This window comes from Finegoldia sp., from assembly GCF_046991905.1.
In the GTDB taxonomy this organism is placed as follows: Bacteria; Bacillota; Clostridia; order Tissierellales; family Peptoniphilaceae; genus Finegoldia.
In genome coordinates this window covers 1-22,130 of the sequence record NZ_JBKWZF010000029.1, presented here as the reverse complement: position 1 = coordinate 22,130, position 22,130 = coordinate 1, and the positions used below count along the sequence as shown (strand labels likewise).

The 22,130-nt window shown below is 35.4% G+C and carries 17 protein-coding genes and 1 riboswitch; of the genes, 2 read left to right on the top strand and 15 right to left on the bottom strand.

What is annotated here, in order from left to right; genetic code table 11:
- Positions 1-19: 19 nt before the first annotated feature.
- The 10 genes from rlmD to ACLUJM_RS09800 all read right to left on the bottom strand — a co-directional run bounded on the left by rlmD (position 20) and on the right by ACLUJM_RS09800 (position 11,531).
- Positions 20-1,234, bottom strand: a complete 1,215-nt coding sequence (gene rlmD, locus ACLUJM_RS09845; protein WP_412412740.1) for a 23S rRNA (uracil(1939)-C(5))-methyltransferase RlmD — start codon at positions 1,232-1,234, stop codon at positions 20-22.
- A 92-nt stretch (positions 1,235-1,326) separates the two neighbouring features.
- Positions 1,327-3,123, bottom strand: coding sequence for an ABC transporter ATP-binding protein (locus ACLUJM_RS09840; RefSeq protein ID WP_294685534.1), 1,797 nt, complete (start codon positions 3,121-3,123; stop codon positions 1,327-1,329).
- Entirely contained in the window at positions 3,116-4,876 is a 1,761-nt protein-coding gene (locus tag ACLUJM_RS09835) for an ABC transporter ATP-binding protein (protein ID WP_308580722.1), read from the bottom strand. Before ACLUJM_RS09835 ends, ACLUJM_RS09840 begins: the two co-directional genes overlap by 8 nt.
- Positions 4,851-5,327 (bottom strand): MarR family winged helix-turn-helix transcriptional regulator, encoded by a 477-nt coding sequence (locus ACLUJM_RS09830; protein WP_294685535.1) that lies wholly within the window; start codon positions 5,325-5,327, stop codon positions 4,851-4,853. The genes ACLUJM_RS09835 and ACLUJM_RS09830 overlap by 26 nt, the downstream gene beginning before the upstream one ends.
- Positions 5,328-5,491: 164 nt before the next feature.
- Complete coding sequence (gene thiC, locus ACLUJM_RS09825; RefSeq protein WP_294685536.1) at positions 5,492-6,793, bottom strand: phosphomethylpyrimidine synthase ThiC; 1,302 nt, start codon at positions 6,791-6,793, stop codon at positions 5,492-5,494.
- Positions 6,794-6,860: 67 nt separating this feature from the next.
- A riboswitch (TPP riboswitch) is annotated at positions 6,861-6,955 on the bottom strand.
- A 19-nt stretch (positions 6,956-6,974) separates the two neighbouring features.
- On the bottom strand, positions 6,975-7,889 hold the full coding sequence (locus ACLUJM_RS09820; RefSeq protein WP_002836910.1) for a cyclic pyranopterin monophosphate synthase MoaC/MOSC-domain-containing protein: 915 nt from the start codon (positions 7,887-7,889) through the stop codon (positions 6,975-6,977).
- A gap of 1 nt (position 7,890) precedes the next feature.
- Positions 7,891-8,838: a GTP 3',8-cyclase MoaA gene (gene moaA, locus ACLUJM_RS09815; protein ID WP_412412739.1), complete on the bottom strand. Its 948-nt coding sequence runs from the start codon at positions 8,836-8,838 to the stop codon at positions 7,891-7,893.
- 86 nt (positions 8,839-8,924) lie between these two features.
- A complete protein-coding gene (locus ACLUJM_RS09810; RefSeq protein ID WP_002834924.1) occupies positions 8,925-10,100 on the bottom strand; it encodes a hypothetical protein in 1,176 nt (391 codons plus the stop codon).
- A 15-nt stretch (positions 10,101-10,115) separates the two neighbouring features.
- Entirely contained in the window at positions 10,116-10,397 is a 282-nt protein-coding gene (locus tag ACLUJM_RS09805) for a hypothetical protein (protein WP_002834925.1), read from the bottom strand.
- Between the two features lie 372 nt (positions 10,398-10,769).
- A complete protein-coding gene (locus ACLUJM_RS09800) occupies positions 10,770-11,531 on the bottom strand; it encodes an AIM24 family protein (RefSeq protein WP_002834926.1) in 762 nt (253 codons plus the stop codon).
- Between the two features lie 135 nt (positions 11,532-11,666).
- Between ACLUJM_RS09800 and ACLUJM_RS09795 the strand changes: the two genes are divergently transcribed.
- Positions 11,667-12,929: a hypothetical protein gene (locus ACLUJM_RS09795; RefSeq protein WP_412412738.1), complete on the top strand. Its 1,263-nt coding sequence runs from the start codon at positions 11,667-11,669 to the stop codon at positions 12,927-12,929.
- A 373-nt stretch (positions 12,930-13,302) separates the two neighbouring features.
- Positions 13,303-14,664, top strand: coding sequence for a YjiH family protein (locus tag ACLUJM_RS09790; RefSeq protein WP_002834928.1), 1,362 nt, complete (start codon positions 13,303-13,305; stop codon positions 14,662-14,664).
- Between the two features lie 35 nt (positions 14,665-14,699).
- Here ACLUJM_RS09790 and ACLUJM_RS09785 read toward each other — a convergent pair whose 3' ends face one another.
- From ACLUJM_RS09785 to ACLUJM_RS09765, 5 genes are read right to left on the bottom strand one after another with little or no spacing between them, the layout of a single operon-like run.
- Positions 14,700-15,353: a hypothetical protein gene (locus ACLUJM_RS09785; protein WP_035109050.1), complete on the bottom strand. Its 654-nt coding sequence runs from the start codon at positions 15,351-15,353 to the stop codon at positions 14,700-14,702.
- A gap of 2 nt (positions 15,354-15,355) precedes the next feature.
- A complete protein-coding gene (locus ACLUJM_RS09780) occupies positions 15,356-16,003 on the bottom strand; it encodes an SIMPL domain-containing protein (RefSeq protein ID WP_002834930.1) in 648 nt (215 codons plus the stop codon).
- Positions 16,004-16,027: 24 nt separating this feature from the next.
- Positions 16,028-19,132, bottom strand: a complete 3,105-nt coding sequence (locus ACLUJM_RS09775) for a type I restriction endonuclease subunit R (protein ID WP_412412737.1) — start codon at positions 19,130-19,132, stop codon at positions 16,028-16,030.
- On the bottom strand, positions 19,125-20,405 hold the full coding sequence (locus tag ACLUJM_RS09770; protein WP_294685546.1) for a restriction endonuclease subunit S: 1,281 nt from the start codon (positions 20,403-20,405) through the stop codon (positions 19,125-19,127). Before ACLUJM_RS09770 ends, ACLUJM_RS09775 begins: the two co-directional genes overlap by 8 nt.
- A complete protein-coding gene (locus ACLUJM_RS09765) occupies positions 20,395-21,897 on the bottom strand; it encodes an N-6 DNA methylase (RefSeq protein ID WP_412412736.1) in 1,503 nt (500 codons plus the stop codon). The genes ACLUJM_RS09770 and ACLUJM_RS09765 overlap by 11 nt, the downstream gene beginning before the upstream one ends.
- Positions 21,898-22,130 lie beyond the last annotated feature (233 nt).

Below are 22,130 nucleotides of genomic sequence, written 5' to 3'. Positions count from 1 at the left end.
AGTTTTATAGCTTGTTATTCTATTTTCTTGACATCAATACTACAGTCTCAACATGCATTGTTTTCGCGAACATATCCACCAATTTGACATTTCTAACTTCAAATCCATTTTCTGTTAGTGCTTTCAAATCCCTGGCTAGTGTTGCTGGGTCGCATGAGATGTAGACGAGTTTTTTTGCTGTGGATTTTATTATTGCGTCGACGACTTTCTCATCCATTCCTTTTCGTGGTGGGTCGACTATGATTATATCAAAGTGTTCTTTTGTGAGTTTTCCTACGACGTTTTCTGATTTTTCTTCAATAAACTGAATGCTTTCCAGGTTGTTTAGTTTTTTGTTTTCGTTGGCATCTTTTACTGCATCTTTTACGACTTCGACTCCGATTGTGTTATTGCCATTTCCAATGTACATTGTTGTAGTTCCGATTCCGCAGTATAAATCCAATATTCTGTCATTTTCCTCTGCATTCATCATTTGTTTTGCCGTGTCGTAGAGCAATGTTGTATTGTATTTATTTACTTGGAAGAATGATTTGGGACTTATTATGAATGATAAGTCTCCAATTTTATCTACAAATTGTTTTTTCCTATAAATCAAATCAAAATTTTTATTTTTCGCATAAATTTCTACGATGCTTTCTACAGATTTTAAATTTTCTAGCATTTCATCTGATAAATAATCCATGGAGATTTGGATTTCGTCGTTGTAATTGGATCTGATTTTGATTTCCGACACGCCATTCAAATCGTGATTTTCCAGCCAATTTATCATTTGATTGATTGCTTTTGATGCGATTTTGCAAGTGGATATTTGTGTTAGGTTGTGTGTTTTTCTGTTGTAATATCCAAGTTTTCCATTTTCCACTTTCAAATCTACTTTATTTCTGTAATAATATTCAGCGTTTGTGAGTATGTCGACATCTTTTACATCTAGTTTCGCGATTCTTTGCAATTTGTTGAGTACAGAATTTTTTTTGATTTCCAACTCTTTTTCATATGTAATGTCTTGCATGCTGCATCCGTCACATTCGTAGTAATGTGGGCAGAGCGGTTCTTGTTTATGAGGTGATTGTTGTATTGTTTTTGTTTTTGTTGCAAATATCAAATTCTTTTTTTCTTTTATTTTCTTTGCTTCGATTATTTCTCCAACACTTCCTCCATCTACGAACACTGTTTTCCCTTCGTATTTTGCGACACATCTTCCATCATCTATCATGTCTATTATTTCTAGTTTCATTTAATCACCTCTTTATCTTTTTATTATATCAAATTTGGATGTAAAAAAAGATTGGGACAACTTAATCCCAATCTCAATTTACAATATTTTCGCTATTTTCTTTCAAATTGCGCGTTGTATAATTGTGCGTAGAATCCGTCTCTTGCCAATAATTCGTCGTGTTTTCCTTTTTCTACGATATCTCCATCTTTCATTACAAGTATCAAATCCGCGTTTTTGATTGTGGATAATCTGTGTGCGATTACAAATGATGTTCTTCCTTTTGCGAGTTCGTCCATTGCATCTTGAACGATTATTTCAGTTCTTGTATCCACGGAGCTTGTGGCTTCATCTAGTATCAACATTGGCGCGTGACTTACCATCGCACGTGCTATTGTGAGTAGTTGAAGTTGTCCTTGAGACAATGATTGTTTGTCGTTTAAAATAGTGTCATATCCATTTGGAAGTGTTCTGATAAAGTGATCCAAGTTTACGCGTTTGCACACGTCAATCAATTCTTCATCAGTTATATCTTTTTCTCTGAATGTGATGTTTTCTCTTACACTTGCTTCAAATACCCAAGAATCTTGTAATACCATGCAGAATTGGTCTCTCAAATTCTCTCTAGATAAGTTTTTCGTATCAATTCCGTCTACCAATATTTGTCCGTCGTTTATTTCGTAAAATCTCATTAATAGATTTACAATCGTAGTCTTTCCGGCTCCAGTTGGCCCAACGATGGCTATTTTTTCTCCTGGATTTACTTTTACGCTGAAATCTTTGATGATGATTTTTTCAGGATCATATCCAAACCTAACGTTTTTGAATTCGACTTCGCCTTTTGCTTTTTCTAATTTTTCAGTGACGTTTTCTTCTTCTAATTCATCTTCATTCAAAAATTCAAACACTCTTTCTCCTGCTGCTGCAGCTCTTTGTAATGTGTTGAAGCTTTGAGCGATGTCTGATAATGGATTGGTGAACAATCTCACATAAATCATAAATGCTACGATTACACCAAATGAAATCTTGCCATTTATTGCCAATGCACCACCGACGATGCAGACCATAACGTAGGAAAAGTTTCCTGCAAATTGCATAATTGGCATCATTAGTCCCGACAAAAATTGTGATTTCCATGCGCTTGTGTAAAGTTGTGTATTCATTCGTTCGAATTCATCTACCACTCTTTCACCAGCGTTGTATGCCTTAATTACGTTGTGACCGGTGTACACTTCTTCGATTTGTCCGTTGATATCACCTAAGTTTTGTTGCTGTGCTTTGAAATATTTTTGTGATTTTTTCATTATTATTGTAATGAACACAAATCCCACAAGCGATGACAAAATCGTCGTTATCGTTAATATTCCTGAATTGTAGATCATCATTACAAGTGTGCCTAAAAGCATTACAATACTTGTCAACAACGTTCCTATTGATTGGTTCAAGCTTTGGCTGATGGTGTCGACATCATTTGTAACCCTACTTAGAATGTCTCCGTAAGTTGTGTTGTCAAAATAGCTAAATGGCAATTTGTTGATTTTAACAGCAATTTTCTCTCTAAATGATTTGGAGATTTTTTGTGTAACATCTGCCATTATGAATCTTTGCAACAAATTCAGCAATAAAGACGATCCATAAAATATTACAAGCATTATTGTAATAGATTTGACATTATCCATATTGATTGAATCCAAAACAGGCTTTCCTTTGACCATTTTAGGAAGTCCTTTTGTGATTTCATCTGTGATGAGTTTTAATTTATCTGGTCCAATTATTTGCAATATCGTCGCTATTACGCTTGCTACAACTGCAATTAGTATCAATGGGAAGTAAGGTTTCAAATACCCAGTCATTTCTTTTAATGTTTTTTTGAATTTTTTTGGTTTTTCATTTATAACTTGTCTAGGCATTTAATTCCTCCTCTGTTAATTGCGAGTAGGCTATTTCCTTGTACACTTCACAATTTTTCAATAAATCCTTGTGTTGACCAATTCCAGCGATTTGTCCGTTTTCAAGAACTATTATCTGATCTGAATCCATTATTGATCCCACTCTTTGTGCGACAATAATTGTCGTAGCATCAGGGTTGTTTTCTTTCAACTTATGTCTAAGCTCACTGTCTGTTTTGAAATCAAGTGCAGAGAAACTGTCGTCAAACAAGAATATATCTGGCTTTTTGTAGATTGCTCTGGCTATGGACAATCTTTGTTTTTGTCCACCAGAAACATTCTTACCTAATTGTGCGATTTCGTGGTTAAACTTGTCGTCAAATTTGTCGATAAACTCCATAGATTGCGACGTTTTTGCAGCTTCTTCTACCAAATTCTTGTCAGTTCCTTCATCTCCAAAAGAAATATTAGATGTTACATCGCCTTTGAAAAGGAAAGATTTTTGCAAAACTGCAGCAATTTTTTCGTACAAAAATTTAAGCTTATATTTTTTGATATCAATTCCTTGGATTTTGACAACCCCTTCAGTGGCATCGTAAAATCTCAAAAGCAAATTCAATATCGTACTTTTTCCTGAACCAGTAGAACCAATTATCGCTACTTTTTCACCTTTTTTCACTTTAAAATCAATATCTTGTAAGATGTATTGCTCAGAATCTGTATATTTGAATGACACATTATCAAATTCTATTTCGTATTCGTAATCATCATTTGATGTTTCGATGTTTCCATCTTTAATGGAAAGTTCTGTATCCAACACTTCGTTGATACGCTTTGCTGAGATTTGCGCTCTTGGAACCATGATGAAAATCATACTCATCATCATAAATGACATGATAACTTGCATTGCATAAGAACTGAACACAACCATGTTTGAAAACAAAACGTATTTGTCCATCATTTCTGCGGCATTTATGAGCCCTGCGCCTATAAAATAAATCACAAGTGTCAACATCGACATGCTGAAGTTAATCATTGGAAAAAGTGTTGACATCGCACGACTTGTAAATAATTGTGTGCTAGTTAACTCTTCATTCGCTTCATCAAATTTGTTTTCCCTGTATTCTTCAGAGTTATATGCTCTGATTACGGCAAGTCCTGTCAAGTTTTCACGCAAAATCCTGTTGATATTGTCGGTTAAAGTTTGCATCATTCTAAACTTAGGCATAACCATAAGCATCAGTATTGCAACGAATACAATCAAAATCAAAACAGTCACAGCAGTTGCCATTGTCCACTCAAATCCCTTGTTGTAGATCTTCGTGATTGCCCACACAGCCATGATAGGAGCTTTTATCAAAATTTGTAATCCTATCACTATTACCATTTGAATTTGCGTAATATCATTTGTAGACCTAGTTATCAAACTAGCAGTGGAAAATTCGTTGATTTCTTTCATGGAGAAACTTTCCACCTTAGAGAAAATTCTAGACCTCAAATTTTTGGAAAATGACGCCGAAATTTTCGATGCCAAATATCCTACAATAATTGCAGAAATCAAAGAACCCAGTGCACACAATATCATCCATTTTCCTTCTGCGATAATATCACTTACACTGTGACCCGGACTTTCCACATACATCGTGATTTTCGACATATAATCCGGGATTTTTAAATCCAAGAACACTTGAGTTACTATGAATACCAAACTCAAAAGCACCTGAATCCATTGTTTTTTATTCAAGTATCTAATTATTCTTATCAAGTTCATCATCCATTTCTTTAAATTTATCTTCACAGATTTTGCTAATCTTCGGCAAATTTTTGATTAATTTGTCGATTATTCTGACGAAATTTTCAGAATCTTCTTCTCCCAAAGCATCAAACATTTGACCAAGAGCATACATTATCTTGTCCTCAGTTTCTTGGGCGACTTTTTCTCCTTTTTCAGTTAAACTTACCAAAGTTTTTCTTCTGTCGATTTTATCACCAGTTCTAGTTACCAGTTCACGCTTTTCAAGCTTTTTAATAATAGCTGCAACTCTCGCGCTGGAAATCCCCATAGCAAGTTCAATATCTTTCGGATAAGTCGATCCACCTTCCGATTTGATAAATCCCAAAGCCATGTTTTCACCTCTTACAGAATCGTTGATTTGCTTGTGAGGATGGTGTTTTCCAATACTGTGCACGCATCTTATAACTTCTTTTGCTAATTTTTCATTCATAATATCACCTTTTTACCTAATACTATTAGAATTATACGACTACTAATAACCATTGTCAATGATTTTCTCGAATATTTTCCAATTTCGTTCAAATAAAAAACAACCACCAAGATATTCTTGATGGTTGAATTAGAATTTTAAAATAAATTTTTTAATCAAATTTTCTAAATTAAATTGACATCTTCGCCGTTCAATACTTTCTTCACTGTTCTCATTGAACACATCTTGCCGCACATTGTGCAGCTATCTTCTTCGATTGGTTGAGATTCTTTTCTGTATTTTTTTGGTTTCTCGCTGTCAATTGCAAGTTCGAACATTTTTTCCCAATCCAAGTTGAAGCGAGCTCTACTCATTTCGTCGTCTCTTTCTTTTGCTCCAGGGATTTTCTTCGCTATATCTCCAGCGTGAGCTGCAATTTTAGTAGCAATGATTCCTTCTTTCATATCTTCCAAGTTAGGAAGTCTCAAATGTTCTGCAGGAGTTACATAACACAAGAAATCAGCTCCTGTACTTGCTGCTATTGCTCCACCGATTGCTGATGTTATGTGGTCATAGCCCGGTGCAATATCTGTAACCAAAGGTCCTAAAACGTAGAATGGTGCATTGTTGCAGATTGTTTTTTCGATTTTCATATTCGCTTCGATTTGATCGATTGGCACATGGCCTGGTCCTTCAATCATTACTTGGACATTTTTTTCGTAGGCTCTTTTTGCCATTCTAGATAAATTAATCAATTCTTGAATTTGCAAATCATCTGTAGCATCGTTGATGCAACCTGGTCTTAAAGCATCTCCCAAGCTTAGTGTTACGTCATATTTTTCGCAAATTTCAAGTACATCGTCATATCTTGTTACAAGTGGGTTTTCTTTGTTATTTGCAATCATCCATGCGAATAGAAGTGATCCACCACGAGATACTATCTTAGTAATTCTGTCTGTTGTTTTCAAATGTTCTGCGATGTCTCTTGTAAGTCCCACGTGAATTGTTATGAAATCCACCCCGTCTTTTGCGTGTTGTTCCACAACTTCCAAGAATTCATCTTCAGTGATATCCTTCAATTCCTTATCCAACATTCCAACGCAATCATACATTGGAACACTGCCTATCATTGCAGGAGAATAATCGATAAGTTCTTCTCTAAATTTTCTTGTCTTACCGTAATTTGACAAATCCATTATCGCTTCAGCATCCATGTCGATTGCCACTCTAACTTTTTCCATTTCCTTTTCGATGTTGTAGCAATCTTTTGAAATACCCAAGTTAACGTTGATTTTAGTCTTCAAACCTTCGCCAACTCCATGAGCATCTAATGATTTGTGGTTTTTGTTCGCAGGAATAACCACGTATCCTTTTTCGATTTTTTCTCTAAGAATTTCTACGTCTATATTTTCTTTTTCCGCTACTCTCTTCATTTCTTTTGTAATAATTTTCTTCTTTGCAGCGTCTAATTGAGTTGTATATTCCATAAATTCCTCCTATTTATAATTTGGAATCTGGAAAAAAATAACGGATACATAATCCATGTATCCGCAAAAAACATTCTAAGTTCTTCCCTTCGCATGCATTATCATGGGCAGGTTTAAGGGTTTCTATAAAGATCTCAGCATAAAGCACCCCCAGACTCCGAATATATTATAACACAAACTCTTAATTTAATTCTACAAGCTTGATTTTGTCGTTTTTCTTAATAATTCCACCCTTTAAAACTTTGCAGAAAATTCCTTCAGTTGGCATAATACAATTGCCTACTTTTTGTTTTATCGCACAGCCTTTGTGACATTCTTTGCCGATTTGTGTAACTTCAAGCACGCATTCTCCAATAGTCAACACTTGACCCACTGGCAAAGTAAAAAGCTCTATGTTTCTTGTTGTAATATTTTCAGCGAAATCTCCGTCTTTTAAATCAAGACCCATTTCACGCATTTTGTTGATGGATTCTTCTGCCAAAAGCGACACCTGTCTGTGCCAATTTCCAGCGTGCGCATCTCCAACCAATCCATGATCCACTTTTAGTTCTGCAAATTCTACAGGAGTTTTTACAGTTCCTTTTTTCTCGCTAATATTCACATCGATTACAACTGCCTCATCACTGTCGACACTTCTGTTGTAAACGCCGCTTTTGCCGCCTTCTTTGTGAAGTAACTCCACATTCGTAATTCGCATTGAACGGTCAATCGCCTTGCACATATCGTAAATCGTAAGAGCCGCCACACTTGCAGCCGTCAAACTTTCCATCTCAATTCCTGTTTTTGATTCGGTGTTTGATTGGACGAAAATATCTATAAAATCATCTGCTAATTCGAATTTAACATCAACACCTGTGATGAAAATATTGTGACACATTGGAATAATTTCCGATGTTTTCTTCGCAGCCATAATCGCAGCAGTTTGTGCGACACTCAATACGTCGCCTTTTTTGATGGATTTTTCTGTGATTTTTTGCATAGTTTCTTTTTTCATATAAATCCTACTATGAGCCACAGCAACTCTTTTAGTAGTTTCCTTTTCAGATACATCCACCATTCTTGGCAAACCATCTTCGTTAAAATGAGTTAAATCCACATTAACCTCCTATAGTATTCATATCCCTTTTGTTGAAGTTACCTTCTTCGAGATAATGTCTTTCTGGTTTATTGTATATTTCTTGTGTAATAATTTGTCGTATATCTTCATCATTTCTAATAGCATCTTTCAAATTAATCGACTTATTAGAATGTAAACACATCAATAAATTTCCCTTACAATCCAACCTAACCCTGTTACATTCAGAGCAGAATTTGTGAGAAATTGGATTGATAAATCCAACCACAGCTCCATTTGGATTGGTGTAATATTCTGCGACCTTTGATTTTTGTGAATCGCTGTAAATTTTTTGAAGATTGCCAATTTTTTTGATAATTTCTTCGTTCGACACATAATCATCTGACTTCCCAATCGCTTCACCAATAGGCATCAGTTCGATAAATCTAACAATCACTCCATCTTCTGCGAATTTCACAAAATCATCAATCTCGTCGTAATTGAAATTTCTCATCACAACAGTGTTGACTTTGATAGGATTCATCTCCATTTTTTTGAGCAAATCAATGGATTTCAGAACCTTGTTCACATCGCCACCACGCGTTATGTCACGAAATTTATCCGCATCCAAAGTATCCAGCGAAATATTAAACCTATCAACGCCGTTTTTCTTCAAATCATCAGCCATATCGTACAATTTGATAGCGTTGGTAGTCATGCAGATTTCTTCGATTCCCATATCCTTGATGCCTTTTACCAAATCCAATATTCCGTTTCTAACCAAAGGTTCGCCTCCAGTTAAACGTACTTTTTTTATTCCCAAATCTTTGAAAACTTCTACGATTTTCAAAGTTTCATCTATAGTTAGAATTTCGTCGTGATTCAAATGCGTGATTCCTTCTTCTGGCATGCAGTATTTGCATCTCAAATTACACTTGTCAGTCACCGAAATTCTCAAATAATCTATCTTTCTTCCGAGAGCATCTTTCATTTTACCACCTTTGTATATTATATCATATAACGCTTGGCGATAAAAAATCCCCAACTCGATTTCTCAAATTGGGAATTCAATAAAAATTATTCTTTTAATAAAAGTTCCTTTGCTTTTTCTAATCTTTCCTTCATGGAATTAATGTGAGATTCAGACACATTATCTTGGTCGGATAATCTCTTGATACCTTCTTGCAAAATATCAATTTCGTTGTCGTAATCCTTCATACTTCTGTAAACATTAGCATAAGAACTGTAAAGTGCAGGAGTACACAATCCGTTTTCTCTTGCAGTATCATAAGATTTTATCGCAGATTGGAAATGCGAATCCTTTCTGAATTTTTCTCCTTCGTTCCAATATCTCAAACCTTCCTTTGCACCCTTTGCTAGATCGTCTAAGTTTTTGATATCGAACACTTCAACCCTGCTATTGTGTGGGTGAATTACAACTTCTTTTGTAGTCTTGATTTTGTTGAAAATCTCATCCAAGCTGTCCTTGTTCTTTTCTTTTAATTTCTTCAACACATCCATCATGTGATATACAGGAATTTTCTTGGATAATTTTTCTTGTGCTTTGTCCTCGTATTCCTTAACCTTAGCTATGGAATCATCTCCAATGTAGACCCAAGCAGTCACATCATTTGCAAATTGGTCATCTACGATTTTGATGTTTTCATGTTCCATCAAAGATTTTGTTTGGTTCAAATACTTGTCCAAATCATCCTTGTAAATGTTTGCGATAATTTCATCGTCAACACCTTTTTCAACTAAGTACACCGATTTCAAATTATCCAAGTCAACTTTTTCGAAATCATCATAATCCATACCCAAATAATGTTGTTCGTATTCTGCAACATACAACACAGGTGCTTGTTCAAATCTGTAGTTTGGGGTCGTATCTGATTTTAACAATCCCGATTTTCTAGTAATCATATTAGGAGTTACACGATTGATAATCACATTATCAGTTTCTTTCAAAATCCTCTTTAATTCTTCTTGTTGCAAATCACGAGCTTCGTCTTCTTCCAAATTATCCTTGATGATTTTGGATTCCACATCCAACTTATCTTTTATTCTTTCTCCGTGATAAGTTTCGAATCCGAAAGACTTAGAATCATCACCATAACCGTAACCAACATAGAAAACTTCCCCAGTGTCTTTTACGCTCCATTCGTAAACGTACCAATCATTTTTGTGAGCTTGGTTATTAGTTTCCTTTTCTTCTGAAGAAAAAACGCTTTTTAATTTATCAAATATACCCATAATATCCTCCAAATTTTAAATAATACGATACATCAAATAAAGTCCTGCTAAAATGATTAAAATGAAAAGCAAAATATCAAAATCTCTGTTTTTAATCGCACTCAACATCTCCAAAACAATCATAATCAACACAATAGCAATGGATGCGTAGATGAAAATATTTGATAATGGAGATATCAACACGCTTACAAGTCTAGGATAACTCATTCTAAGTTTCAATTCCACGATAAACAGAATCACGCCCAAAATCATAGACCAAAACTCGTATTTGTATAATTTGTTTCTCAATTTATTCATAGTAGTGCCTCCCAAGATGCTTTTTACATTACTTTGAATATACTTTACTTTATTATACCATATTCGATTTGTCGCAATAAAAAAACGCGAAAATTTTTGCAAACCTTCACGATTAAAATTTATTATGATAAATTAAAAATAACAAACCATTAATGCTAAGAATATCATACGGAGCAAATTGTTTGATTTCAAATCGAAAAAATCCGTCCAAAATCGCATTTGCGTAAGCGTTAGCGTGCTTGCGATTTTGGATTTTGAGATTTAGAAATCTTCAATTTGTGGAGTTTAGATATTCGTGCATTAAGGTTTGTTATCCAGTTTTTTTAGCATTAATGGTTTGTCATTAAATACTCAATATTTAATTTTTCAAATTTATTCTAAAACAGGAGCCATTAGAACTTTACCAGTTCCTCTATACACATTCACAAGTCCTTCACCGCTTGTCGCAGAACCTATCAATGATTTACCAGCTCTTTCAACTGTAAAACTCAACGATCCACTCCAAGCAATTGCCATGTTTCCATCTATCTTCAACACATCATTGTCAAGCGTTATTTCAATCAATTCTTCTCTTGGTACATAAGATTCCAACGCAACAATTCCCGTTCCGTGAAGTCCTAAGTTGAACAACCCTTCTCCACCTGCAACAGCTGATGAAATATTGGATTGCATAATAGCTTTGTGTTCCAATTCAGAATCACAAGCCAAGAACAATCCATCTTCAATGATGATTTCGTTGTTCCAATCATCTGCATCCAATAAAATAATGTGCTTGTATGTTGGTTCCAAAACCAATAATCCATCGCCTGTGTATTCAGGTTTTATAGCACCTTCACCAGTCACAGAACCACGCAAAGCTTTTTTGAAGAAATCTCCCGCGCCTTTTATTCCAGTAGTTGAACTAACATTTCCAAGCATCCATTGCATAGCTCCTGCTTGTACAGTGATATTTGATTTTGAAACATCGCACAATAATTGTCTTCTTCTTACATTCATTTCTGATGCAAAGTAAGAACTTTGTGCTTGTTCATAATCTACGGACAAATCCCTCTTGTATTCAATAACTTTAAATGCTCCATTTTGTTCTTTGATTATAACATCATCATTGTCTTCAAAATTTTTAACTTTAAACATTTAGCACCTCTTTTCATGAATATTATATCATAATGTTCAATTTTTCTGATTTGCATTTTATCAAATTTGTTATATAATTACGTCTTGGCTATTTTAAAATTTTATTATATAATTTTACAAAAGAAGGGGATAATTATGTCAAAAAAAATATTACACACCTCCCTTGCATACGTGGCGGTACTAACTGGTGCAGGCCTTGCAAGTGGACAGGAAATTTTGCAATATTTTACAGCTTATGGCAAATCCGGCTTGTGGACAGCGCTATTTGTTTTGATATTGCACACATTTATAGGAGCGATTATTTTGGAACTTGGTTCTTATTATTTCGCAGATGAACACAGTGATGTTTTGGACGAAATAGCATCCAAGAAATTCACAAAAGTATTCGACATTTTACTTATTTTAACTGGATTTATAATCGGATTCGTTATGCTTTCCGGTGCAGGCTCCAACCTCAACCAGCAATTTGGACTAGCACCGTGGATTGGTTCACTTATTTGTGCATTGCTTGTAATTTTCGTAGGAATGATGGATTTTGAAAAAGTAACCAGAATTATCGGTGCATTTACGCCAGTTATCGTGGCTTTGATTTTAATCGCATCAGTCTACACAATAGCAAAATTTGACGGAAACTTTAACCACTTAGACCCAATCGCAAGAACTATTCCGAAAAACTTCGGCAATCCTTGGCTTGCAGTAGTCAATTATTTTTCATTGTGTATGATGGTAGGATTGAGTACGGCATTTGCAATTGGTGGTAACCATGTACTATCTGAAGAAGCGAAAGTCAGCGGATTGTTAGGAGGATTTATCACAGGAACAGTAACAGCTCTTTTGGCAGTTGTTTTGTTCATGAGAGTTGACATTCTAAAAGATGCAGACCTTCCTACACAAGTTTTAATCGAAGAAATCAATCCAGTTTTAGGTTTGATAATGAGTTTGGTAATATTTGGAATGATTTTCAACACAGCTATCGGGTTGTATTATTCGTTAGCCAAAAGATTTTCAAATGACAATCCGGCAAAATACAAAATGTATTTGATAGGATTTGTAACGATAGGATTTTTCCTAAGCTTTTTAGGATTCAGAAAACTTATCAGCATCACTTATCCAATCATAGGATACGCTGGAATAATTCTTATAACATTCTTGATTTACGCATATATAAGAGATTTCCAAAAAATCAAAAAAGAATCCAAGAGAAGATTTAAAATCTTGGATTTGTTGGAAAAGAAATACGACGACGATCAAGATTACACTAAAAAAGACGAACGAAAAGTAAAATCTATGATTAATCAGTCAAACTTAGACAACGACGTATTGGAAGAAGAAATGGAAACTATGGCTGAAGAAAATCAAGAAGACGACGATGTTACTGAAGAAAACACAGAAAAATAATATGTGGGCTGCTTTTGTAAGCAGCCTTTTTTAGTGGAAATTTTTGTAGATTAGAAAGTCCTACGGATTAGAAACCTCAGCTAATTAAAAAATCCTCCGGCTAAGAATATCATACGGAACAAATTGTTTGATTTCAAATCGAAAAAATCTATCAAAAATCGTATTCGCGTAAGCGTTAGCGTGCTTACGATTTTAGGATTTTAAGATTTAGAAATCTTCAATTTGTGTAGTCTAGATATTCGTGACAGAGGATTTTTAATTTATTACACCAAAAGATTTCTCACTTCTCCTAATCAATTTTACTTGTTATTTTCTTGCATCATATTTTCATTAGTGATATACTAGGAAAAATATTTTAAAGCGAGGAGATAATATGAAAACCAATAAAAAATCCCTATTGAATTTTCTGATTCCGTCCATTATCGGGATAATTATATTCATGATTCCCGTAAAATACGACGGCAATTGGACTATAATAGTCAAAATTTTAGCCGATTTTATCGCCAAAATTGTCGGCGATTATCTGCCAGCACTTTGTACGATTATAATTACGATATCGTTCGTGATGAGCATTATGGCAAGTTTCAATGTCAAGTTCATCAAAGAAAACAAACTTTTGAACCAAACATTTTCTGTAACTCCTGTTTGGTTAGTACTTAGAATTCTAGGATTTATAGTCGTGTGGATGGTAGTGTTGAAGGACAAGCTTAACCTTGGGCCGTTTTTCGACATGATAGTTGCCGATGAATCTGCTACATTTATACTCAACGATTTGTTGACATCACTTGTAATTATTTTCGTAATAGCAAGCATGCTACTCCCACTGTTGCTTGATTTCGGTCTTTTGGAATTTATCGGTGCGATTTTCACAAAAATAATGCGCCCAGTGTTTTTGATTCCTGGACGTGCCGCAGTAGATTGCATCACAAGCTGGATTGGAGATGGAACTTTAGGGGTTATGCTTACGGCTAACCAATACGAATCAGGATATTATTCTGCCAAGGAAGCTGCGATTATTTCTACGAATTTCTCCGCAGTGTCCATAACATTCAGCCTTATCGTTTTGTCCCAAGTCGACATGGTAGATTATTTCGGAGTGTACTACCTTTTGGTGTGTCTTGTCGGAATTGTGTGTGCGATAATAATTCCAAGAATTCCACCATTGTCACTCAAAAAAGACGACTATGTAGTAGAATCAGCTCATGATAATGAAAATATATCAGAAAATTATTCTTCATCCGTCAAGTACGGGCTTGATTTGGCAATAAAAAGAGTTGAATCGCACAAAGGGATTGGAGAATTTTTGAAAAACGGATTGGAAAATGCATTCGGAATGTGGTTTTCGGTGATGCCGATTGTTATGATAATCGGAACGGCATCACTTGTACTTGCAAACAACACTCAAGTTTTTGAAATCCTTGGCAAGCCATTTTTGCCACTGTTGAATTTCTTGAAAGTTCCAGAAAGTTTGGAAGCTTCCAAGACAATGATTGTAGGTTTCAGCGACATGTTCACACCATCAATCATAGCTGCAAGCACAATTCAATCGCAAATGACCAAATTCATCGTAGCGACAATTTCCGTAACGCAATTAATCTACTTATCAGAAGTCGGTGGACTAATCCTCGCATCGTCAATTCCTGTAAATTTATTCGAATTGTTCGTAATTTTTATCGAACGAACAATAATCTCACTTTTGATAGTAGCTCCAATCGCACATTTGTTGTTTATGTAAACAAAAACCAGAGAAACATTCTCTGGTTTTTTTGATTATTCCATTAAAAATTCACTAATACACTCAGCTATTTCAACTGGCTTTTCAGTGTGAAAATCGTGTGATGTATTCTGGATAAATAGTGATTGTATATTCTCTTGATTATTATTTTTTTCTACTTTGTTTTTCTTATATTCATATAAATCATCTGGTGTATCAGCTAATAATAACAGCGTTTTTACTTTTATATGCATGTCAAAAACATCCACATCTTCTTTGAACTTTATATAAAGCAAATTAGAAATTGTGTCAGCATTCATCTCAAGACTATTTTCTTTTATATAACTTCCACTAAATTCAACTTCTTTTTCCACAGTTGTTTTCGTGAAATCATTCGTAATTATTGCCCCGTCTAAAATAACTAATTTATCTGGTTTTATCACTTCAATGTTCCTAATCAATAAGTCTGCACCTAGTGAATATCCAATAACTACTGAATTTTTTGGTATCTGAGTTTCTATCCATTTTCCAAAATCTTCTTTGTTTTCGACGTTCACATCTATATTTGAATATTGTCCAGGTAAATTGATATATTCAATGGTATAATTGAATTTATTTAACTCTTTTTCAAGCTCATTTACGTTTGATTTATCACATCCTAAACCTGATAGCATATATATTTTTTTCGTTATTTCTTTTGTATGATTCATATTTATTCTATTGTCCACGTAATTGTAACAGTATCTTGCACATCGATATCGTCAGCCTCGATGTCTATGTCATATGTCGATGCCGCTTCACAAACCATCAAATCATCCATCGGCGAAGAATATATCTCAATTTCTCCCCACGAATAATCTATGTTTAGTATTTCTTTCAACTTCACACCAGAAGCCTTCGCCAACACCTTTGCCTTCGTCGTAGAATCTTCTACAGCTTTTTCTAGCAAATCATTCTTGACCTTTTCCTTGTCCTTTACAGTGTGATTGATTTCAAACTTCACTTTTACATCGCAATGCGCCAATTCGTACAAAACTTTCCCCAGTATCTTATTGTCATTTTCAAACTCAATATATGTGCGATGCTCGTATTCGTAACCTACGAACTTTTCCTTGTAGTCGTTATTTTTATCGTGATAACTCTTATATTTTGAATCAATCGAAAAATGAGTTGTCTTCAAATTCTTCGGATCGAGCCCCGCATTTTTCAAAGCGTCTCGTAAAATCCTCGTGTCTTGTGTCGATTGTTCAATAGTTTCGTCATAATTCCAGCGCAACCCCTCAGCCTTTATCGTAATCTTGATAGTGTCAGGCTTCACCGAAATCTTTCCCTTACCTTTTACACGAATAGTTCTTTCCATAATAATCTCCTTTTGCTGACAAATTTATCCTACAACTTCGTCGATGTACTCTGCTTGTTCCACGATAAGATCGATGATTTTCGAGCGATAATCTTGTGGATATTTGTATTTTGCAAGAAGCCTTTTTATCGTTCTTCTCATATTTGCCCTGCCCGATTCTCTCATCATCCAATCGGAAGTCATCTCGTTTGCAATAGTCCTTGTCAAATCCTGAGTAAACTTCACAAGCTCCTCGTTAGTGTAGAAGTCCGTAATATTTTCAGGCTTACTAATCGCATGATAAAACGCCAACTCTTCCTTGCTAAGGCCAAGCTTCTTGTTCTCCTCGTCCATCTTCACCATATCTTGCGCTAACTTTATCAGCTCTTCACGAATATAATCCATATCGTACTTTGACTTCTCGTCTTCCACAACTCCCACAAAATGATCCAAACTCTTCGCGTTATCGACCATATTGTTTCGATATCTTTTCATAATATTTTGAAGTCTTTCGGAGAAATCCTGCCCCTTGACAATATCTCCCCTGGAGAAAATAGCAATCTCATCCTTTAATAGTTTATTCAAAAGTTCAATACTGATGTTTTTTTGTTCCATCTTTTTGATTTTTTCCATAAACAAAGGATCAAACAAACTAAACCCATTCTCAAAATCTTGGAACAAATTGATAACGCCGTCGCTGTGAATGGATTTTTCCAGAAGTTTTGAAATCTCCATGTCGATTATGTGTTTTGGAATCCTACCACCAGTTGTAATTCTATTCAAACTCGTTCGTATAGCTTCGATAAACGCAGCCTCTCTTTGCTCATGTTCTGAAGTAATCGAAGAACACAAAGTGTGCGATTGTTTTAATTCGTAGGATAGCTTTTTGAATTTATTTTGGTTATCTTCTGAAAATCCCAAAACGTAATTCAAGCCATCCATTATAAGTTCTGCAATTTTTTCGTCATTGACATTTTCATCGAAGATTTCTTCATAATCAAACCTTTTGAGATAAACTTCCCTGATTTTTTCTAACTTAGCTACAAACAAAGGATAAGCAGATTTTCTGATATCGGCATTGTCGATAATTTGTTGGTCTGATTTTGTGTAATCAATCATGGCCTTCTTCAACGCATTTGCAATCCCGATATAATCCACAACCAAACCGCCCTCCTTGTCCTTAAACACACGGTTAACTCTCGCGATAGCCTGCATCAAATTGTGACCTTGCATTGGCTTAAACACATACAACGTCGCCAAACTAGGAACATCGAATCCCGTCAACCACATATCCACGACAATCGCAATCTTGAATGGATCATCGTCGTTTTTAAATTTGCTTGCCAACTCTTCCATATCGGATTTGTTGCCGATAATCTTCTTCCAATCCTCTGGATCGTTGTTGCTTGAAGTTGCCACCACATTGACCTTTTCATTCCAATTAGGACGAATCTCCATAATTTTTTTGTAAATCTTCACCGCAATTTCTCTGTTGTAAGCGACAATCATAGCCTTTCCTGTCAGAAGATCTTTTCTTGTAGTTTCGTAGTGATGAATAATATCGTGAACAAGAGTATCGATACATTCATCAGATCCAATCACCTGCTCCAACCTACTCAAATCACGCTTACTTCGTTCGATATCATACTCATTTGCATTTTCTGCAAGCTCTTCGTACTTGTCATCAATCCTCTTCAAAATATCAGAATTCAAACCGAGATTAATTACCCTGTTTTCATAATACACAGGCTTAGTTGCACCATCCTCAACAGCTTGGCTCATATCGTAAATATCAATATATTCCCCGAAAATTTCCTGCGTATCCTTGTCATTCTTGCTAATAGGAGTTCCAGTAAAACCAATATAAGTAGCATTTGGAAGAGATTTTCTCACAAGCCTTGCCATCCCCGACTGAACCTTCCCGTCCTTCGATATTTTTTCACGAAGACCGTACTGTGACCTGTGAGCCTCATCTGCAATCACAATAACATCATCACGATCAGTCAACGACTCATCAGACTCAGCAAATTTTTGCATCGTTGAGAAGAAAATCCCGTTCGACTTTCTGTCATTAAGCAAATCGTGCAAATTCTTCCTCGAAGTTGCTTGAACAGGAGTTTGCCTCAAAAACCTCGTCGCCCTCGCAAACTGTTCAAAAAGTTGTGTATCCAAATCATTCCTGTCCGTCAACACCACAAAAGTCGGATTAGAATACCACTGATCCATATTCATCAAATAATGCACATAGAAAACCATCGACTTCGATTTACCTGAACCTTGCGTGTGCCAAAAAACACCACCCCTGCCATCTCCGATAGCCATCGCTTGTGTAGTAGAATGCGCAGCCTTTTCCACAGCAAAATATTGGTGATATTGCGCGAGGATTTTATTTGTAGAATCATTTTGATGCTCGAAAAAAATGAAATTTCTTATAATATCCAACAACCTATGTTGCTCCAGCACGCCTTCCACAAGCGTCTTGTAATCTGCATACTTCGTCGACTCATAAGATCCATCCGTCGATTTCCATTCCTTATACCACGATTCTCCAGCAGTAATAGTTCCCACCTTCGTAGTCGTAAAATCAGAAATAATATTGAAAACATTGTACACGAAAAGCTCTTCGATATCGTGCTGATAGTTTTTGATCTGCCTGTAAGCGCTCGACACATCAGAATTTAACGAAGTCATCGATTTAAGTTCTACAACAATCAACGGAAGACCATTCACATACACCAACACATCCGGCCTTTTCGTATCCTTGCCGACAATCGTAAGTTGATTAGTCACCACGAAAGTATTATTCATAAAATGATCGTAATCAATCAAATGCACTCTGTCTGTCACTGGCATGTCATTTTCCAGGTGAACAATTTCGATACCGTTTTGCAAATATTCGAAGAAAATCTCGTTTCGATCCACAAGAAGGCCCGCATCGATATTCTTAATCACATGAATAGCCTGATCAATTGCAGCATCTTCCAGCTCACAGTTAATTCTTCTAAGAGACTCCCTCAACATCTCAGATGCAAGCGGACTTTTCATACTGTCTCTTACAATATCTTGGTGAGCCACGTATTCATATCCCAAATCCTCGATAGCCTTGATGAAAATCTTCTCAAAACCATCTTCCAAATAAACATCACTCATTTTTGACCTCCTCTCCCTCGATTTTAATATTACTAACATCAATTTCGCCCGCCATCAACTTCGGTAGCAAAGCGTCACGTAATTCGGCAAGCTTGGTGTTTTGGTTTAATAAATTTCTTTGTTTTTTTATGATAGGAAAAACATAATCGTTAAATCGATCGATATGTTTTTTAGTTGGATATACGATATTAAAATTATCTACAGCTTTTTTAGATAAATGTAATACAGTTGTTCCTGAAGATGCATTTTCTGCAAATAGTTTAAAAATCGGATTTTTTAAATAATAATAAAAGAAAAAAGTATCATCTTTCTCAAAAGGAACTAATTTAATAAGATCCATAGAAAATATTTCGTTATCAAAGTTTTCATTTTCAAAGTATAAAAGTACTCCTCCAATGATATCAGCTTTTTGAGTAAGATCAGTACAAGCCATCAAAATATCATTTGTTTTTAAGTAGTGATCCTTTTTAATCCTACTATTTTTTGATATTGGTTTTATAGAATCATTTTGCAATCCACCATTTCTATCAAAGTTTTTAATAGTTATCATGTTAATATTTGACTCATCAAAAATGTCTTTGCTTGTATATGAAAATCCATTTATTCTTTTACTTACATCTTTTAATTCTCTAACTTCCCAGCCTTCTGGAATCATGCCCAACTCACTCTCAACAAAATCCCCGTCTTGAAACGGTTCAAAATCCACAAACCACGATTTGAATATCGCTTGCGCTTGGCTCTCTAAGTTGGAAATAATTTTATTGTTTATTTCGATTTTTATGTTGTAGTTGTTTAAAATTCTTCCAATTCTAATCTGATTTTCTAATGATGGAATAACAATATCTATGTTTTTTAAATTTTTTTGGCTTATTCCTACTACAGTAGTTCCTGTTGCTCTTGAATATAATTCATGCTGTCCTTTTGGTGATTGTAGGTAGAATTTCAAGTAATTATTGTCTAAGAAATCTTTTTTGCCTCTTATTGTTACTATTCTTTGCCCTAATCCAACATCATCTCTATCTAGTGTAGCCACTAATCCAAGAGGAGCTTCCATTGTCATTAATATATCTCCAATTCGAGGAAATCCTTTAGACATAAACCTATTATATTCATCTCTTGAAATATAATATACTTCATCATAGTCTATGAAATTATTTTTGACTGACTTTGCTGAAAGCGTAGGTATACCAGTTTTTGATTTTTTTGGTGTTTTCCCTCTATAGTCTAGGATATAATCAACACATTCTCCCAGCTTAACTTTTTTAAATTCCATAGCCAATAGCTCCAAGTTGTTCCTTAATCTTTTTCTCCAATTCGTTGGATTCGTCAAACAAATCTTTTAACTCTTCTGTTAGTCGTTGCATTTTGTCTTCGAATGCTTCTCCGTCATCATCCATTTCTTCAAGTCCTACGTATCTTCCTGGTGTGAGTACGAATAGGTTTGTTTCTATTTCGTCCATGTCTGCTGCGTGGGCGTATCCCAATTCTTCGACGTCTTTTCCATTGACGAAGTTCTTGTAAGTTGTGGTGATTTTTGCAATGTCTTCTTCTGATAAATCACGGTGCGCTCTGTCTATCATGTGGCCTAAGTTACGGCAATCCAAGAATAGTGTTTTGTTTTTTTGTTGTTTGTTTTTGTTTAATATCCACAACGACACTGATATTCCTGTGGAATAAAATAATCTGTCAGGCATTGCTATGATGCATTCCACTAGGTCATCTTTTATTATATTTTCTCGGATTTCTCCTTCTTTTCCGGATGCGGACAATGATCCGTTGGCAAGTACGAGTCCCATTTTGCCAGTGTTATCATCCAAATGGTATATCATGTGTTGCATCCATGCGTAGTTTGCATTTCCTTGTGGTGGTGTTCCGTATTTCCATCTGGAATCTTCTGATAGCTTGTCGCCACCCCATTCTTTTAGGTTGAATGGTGGATTTGCCAATATGAAGTCTGCTTTTAATGATGAGTGTTGGTCTTTGAAGAATGTATCTGCAGCACCGTGTCCCAAATCCCCTTCCAATCCGTGAATGGCGAGGTTCATTTGTACAAGCTTCCACGTGTTGGTGTTGTATTCTTGTCCGTAAATTGATATTTCGTTGATTCTTCCTTGGTGATTTTCTACGAATTTGGCAGATTGTACGAACATTCCCCCTGCGCCACAACAAGGATCGTACACGCGGCCTTCGTATGGTTCGAGGATTTCTACGAGTGTTTTTACGATGCTTGTTGGTGTGTAGAATTCGCCGGCATTTTTCCCTTCAAGGGATGCGAATTGGGCGATTGTGTATTCGTAAGTTCGTCCGAGGATGTCTTTTGAGTCGCCGTGTTCTTTTAGTTTCAAATTGTTGAACAAATCTACGACTTCTCCAAGTCTTCTCTTGTCAAGTTCGGGACGTGCGTAGTTTTTCGGTAGTATTCCTCTTAGTCTGTCGTTTTCTTGTTCTATCGCAACCATGGCTTCGTCGATTACTTTTCCGATTTCTGCTGTCATTGCTTTGGATGCTACATATTCCCATCTGGCTGTTTTCGGTACGAAAAATACATTTTCTGCGATGTATTCGTCGCGGTCTTCTTCGAATCCGTCACCTTCTTCTAATAGTTGGTTGTATTTTTGTTCGAATGAGTCCGATATGTATTTGAGAAATATTAGTCCAAGTACAACGTTTTTGTACTCTGCTGCATCTATGTTGCCTCTTAATTTATCTGCCGCTTGGAAAATTTCCTTTTCAAATCCAAGGTTAGCTCCTGTTATGTTATCCATGTGATCACCTGCTATATTTTCATTCTTGTTTATTAAATATTCTTACCTATTATTATACCAAAATGAGTTGGTAAATTCAGTATTGTAGCATTTGATTTTCTGCATAAAAATAAATCGAAAATTTGGTTTCTTTCGATCTGATTTTAAAAATTAATTTTGTTTTATAAAAAAATCGGATTTGAATAATCAAATCCGATCTGTGATGTTCTATTTATCTTGTTTATTCATTGTGC

Excerpts from the sequence above, each read along its gene's own strand:
- rlmD (WP_412412740.1), bottom strand. The coding sequence starts at position 1,234 with ATGAAACTAGAAATAATAGACATGATAGATGATGGAAGATGTGTCGCA.
- ACLUJM_RS09840 (WP_294685534.1), bottom strand. The coding sequence starts at position 3,123 with ATGCCTAGACAAGTTATAAATGAAAAACCAAAAAAATTCAAAAAAACA.
- ACLUJM_RS09835 (WP_308580722.1), bottom strand. The coding sequence starts at position 4,876 with ATGATGAACTTGATAAGAATAATTAGATACTTGAATAAAAAACAATGG.
- ACLUJM_RS09830 (WP_294685535.1), bottom strand. The coding sequence starts at position 5,327 with ATGAATGAAAAATTAGCAAAAGAAGTTATAAGATGCGTGCACAGTATT.
- thiC (WP_294685536.1), bottom strand. The coding sequence starts at position 6,793 with ATGGAATATACAACTCAATTAGACGCTGCAAAGAAGAAAATTATTACA.
- moaA (WP_412412739.1), bottom strand. The coding sequence starts at position 8,838 with ATGAAAGATGCTCTCGGAAGAAAGATAGATTATTTGAGAATTTCGGTG.
- ACLUJM_RS09810 (WP_002834924.1), bottom strand. The coding sequence starts at position 10,100 with ATGGGTATATTTGATAAATTAAAAAGCGTTTTTTCTTCAGAAGAAAAG.
- ACLUJM_RS09805 (WP_002834925.1), bottom strand. The coding sequence starts at position 10,397 with ATGAATAAATTGAGAAACAAATTATACAAATACGAGTTTTGGTCTATG.
- ACLUJM_RS09800 (WP_002834926.1), bottom strand. The coding sequence starts at position 11,531 with ATGTTTAAAGTTAAAAATTTTGAAGACAATGATGATGTTATAATCAAA.
- ACLUJM_RS09795 (WP_412412738.1), top strand. The coding sequence starts at position 11,667 with ATGTCAAAAAAAATATTACACACCTCCCTTGCATACGTGGCGGTACTA.
- ACLUJM_RS09790 (WP_002834928.1), top strand. The coding sequence starts at position 13,303 with ATGAAAACCAATAAAAAATCCCTATTGAATTTTCTGATTCCGTCCATT.
- ACLUJM_RS09785 (WP_035109050.1), bottom strand. The coding sequence starts at position 15,353 with ATGAATCATACAAAAGAAATAACGAAAAAAATATATATGCTATCAGGT.
- ACLUJM_RS09780 (WP_002834930.1), bottom strand. The coding sequence starts at position 16,003 with ATGGAAAGAACTATTCGTGTAAAAGGTAAGGGAAAGATTTCGGTGAAG.
- ACLUJM_RS09775 (WP_412412737.1), bottom strand. The coding sequence starts at position 19,132 with ATGAGTGATGTTTATTTGGAAGATGGTTTTGAGAAGATTTTCATCAAG.
- ACLUJM_RS09770 (WP_294685546.1), bottom strand. The coding sequence starts at position 20,405 with ATGGAATTTAAAAAAGTTAAGCTGGGAGAATGTGTTGATTATATCCTA.
- ACLUJM_RS09765 (WP_412412736.1), bottom strand. The coding sequence starts at position 21,897 with ATGGATAACATAACAGGAGCTAACCTTGGATTTGAAAAGGAAATTTTC.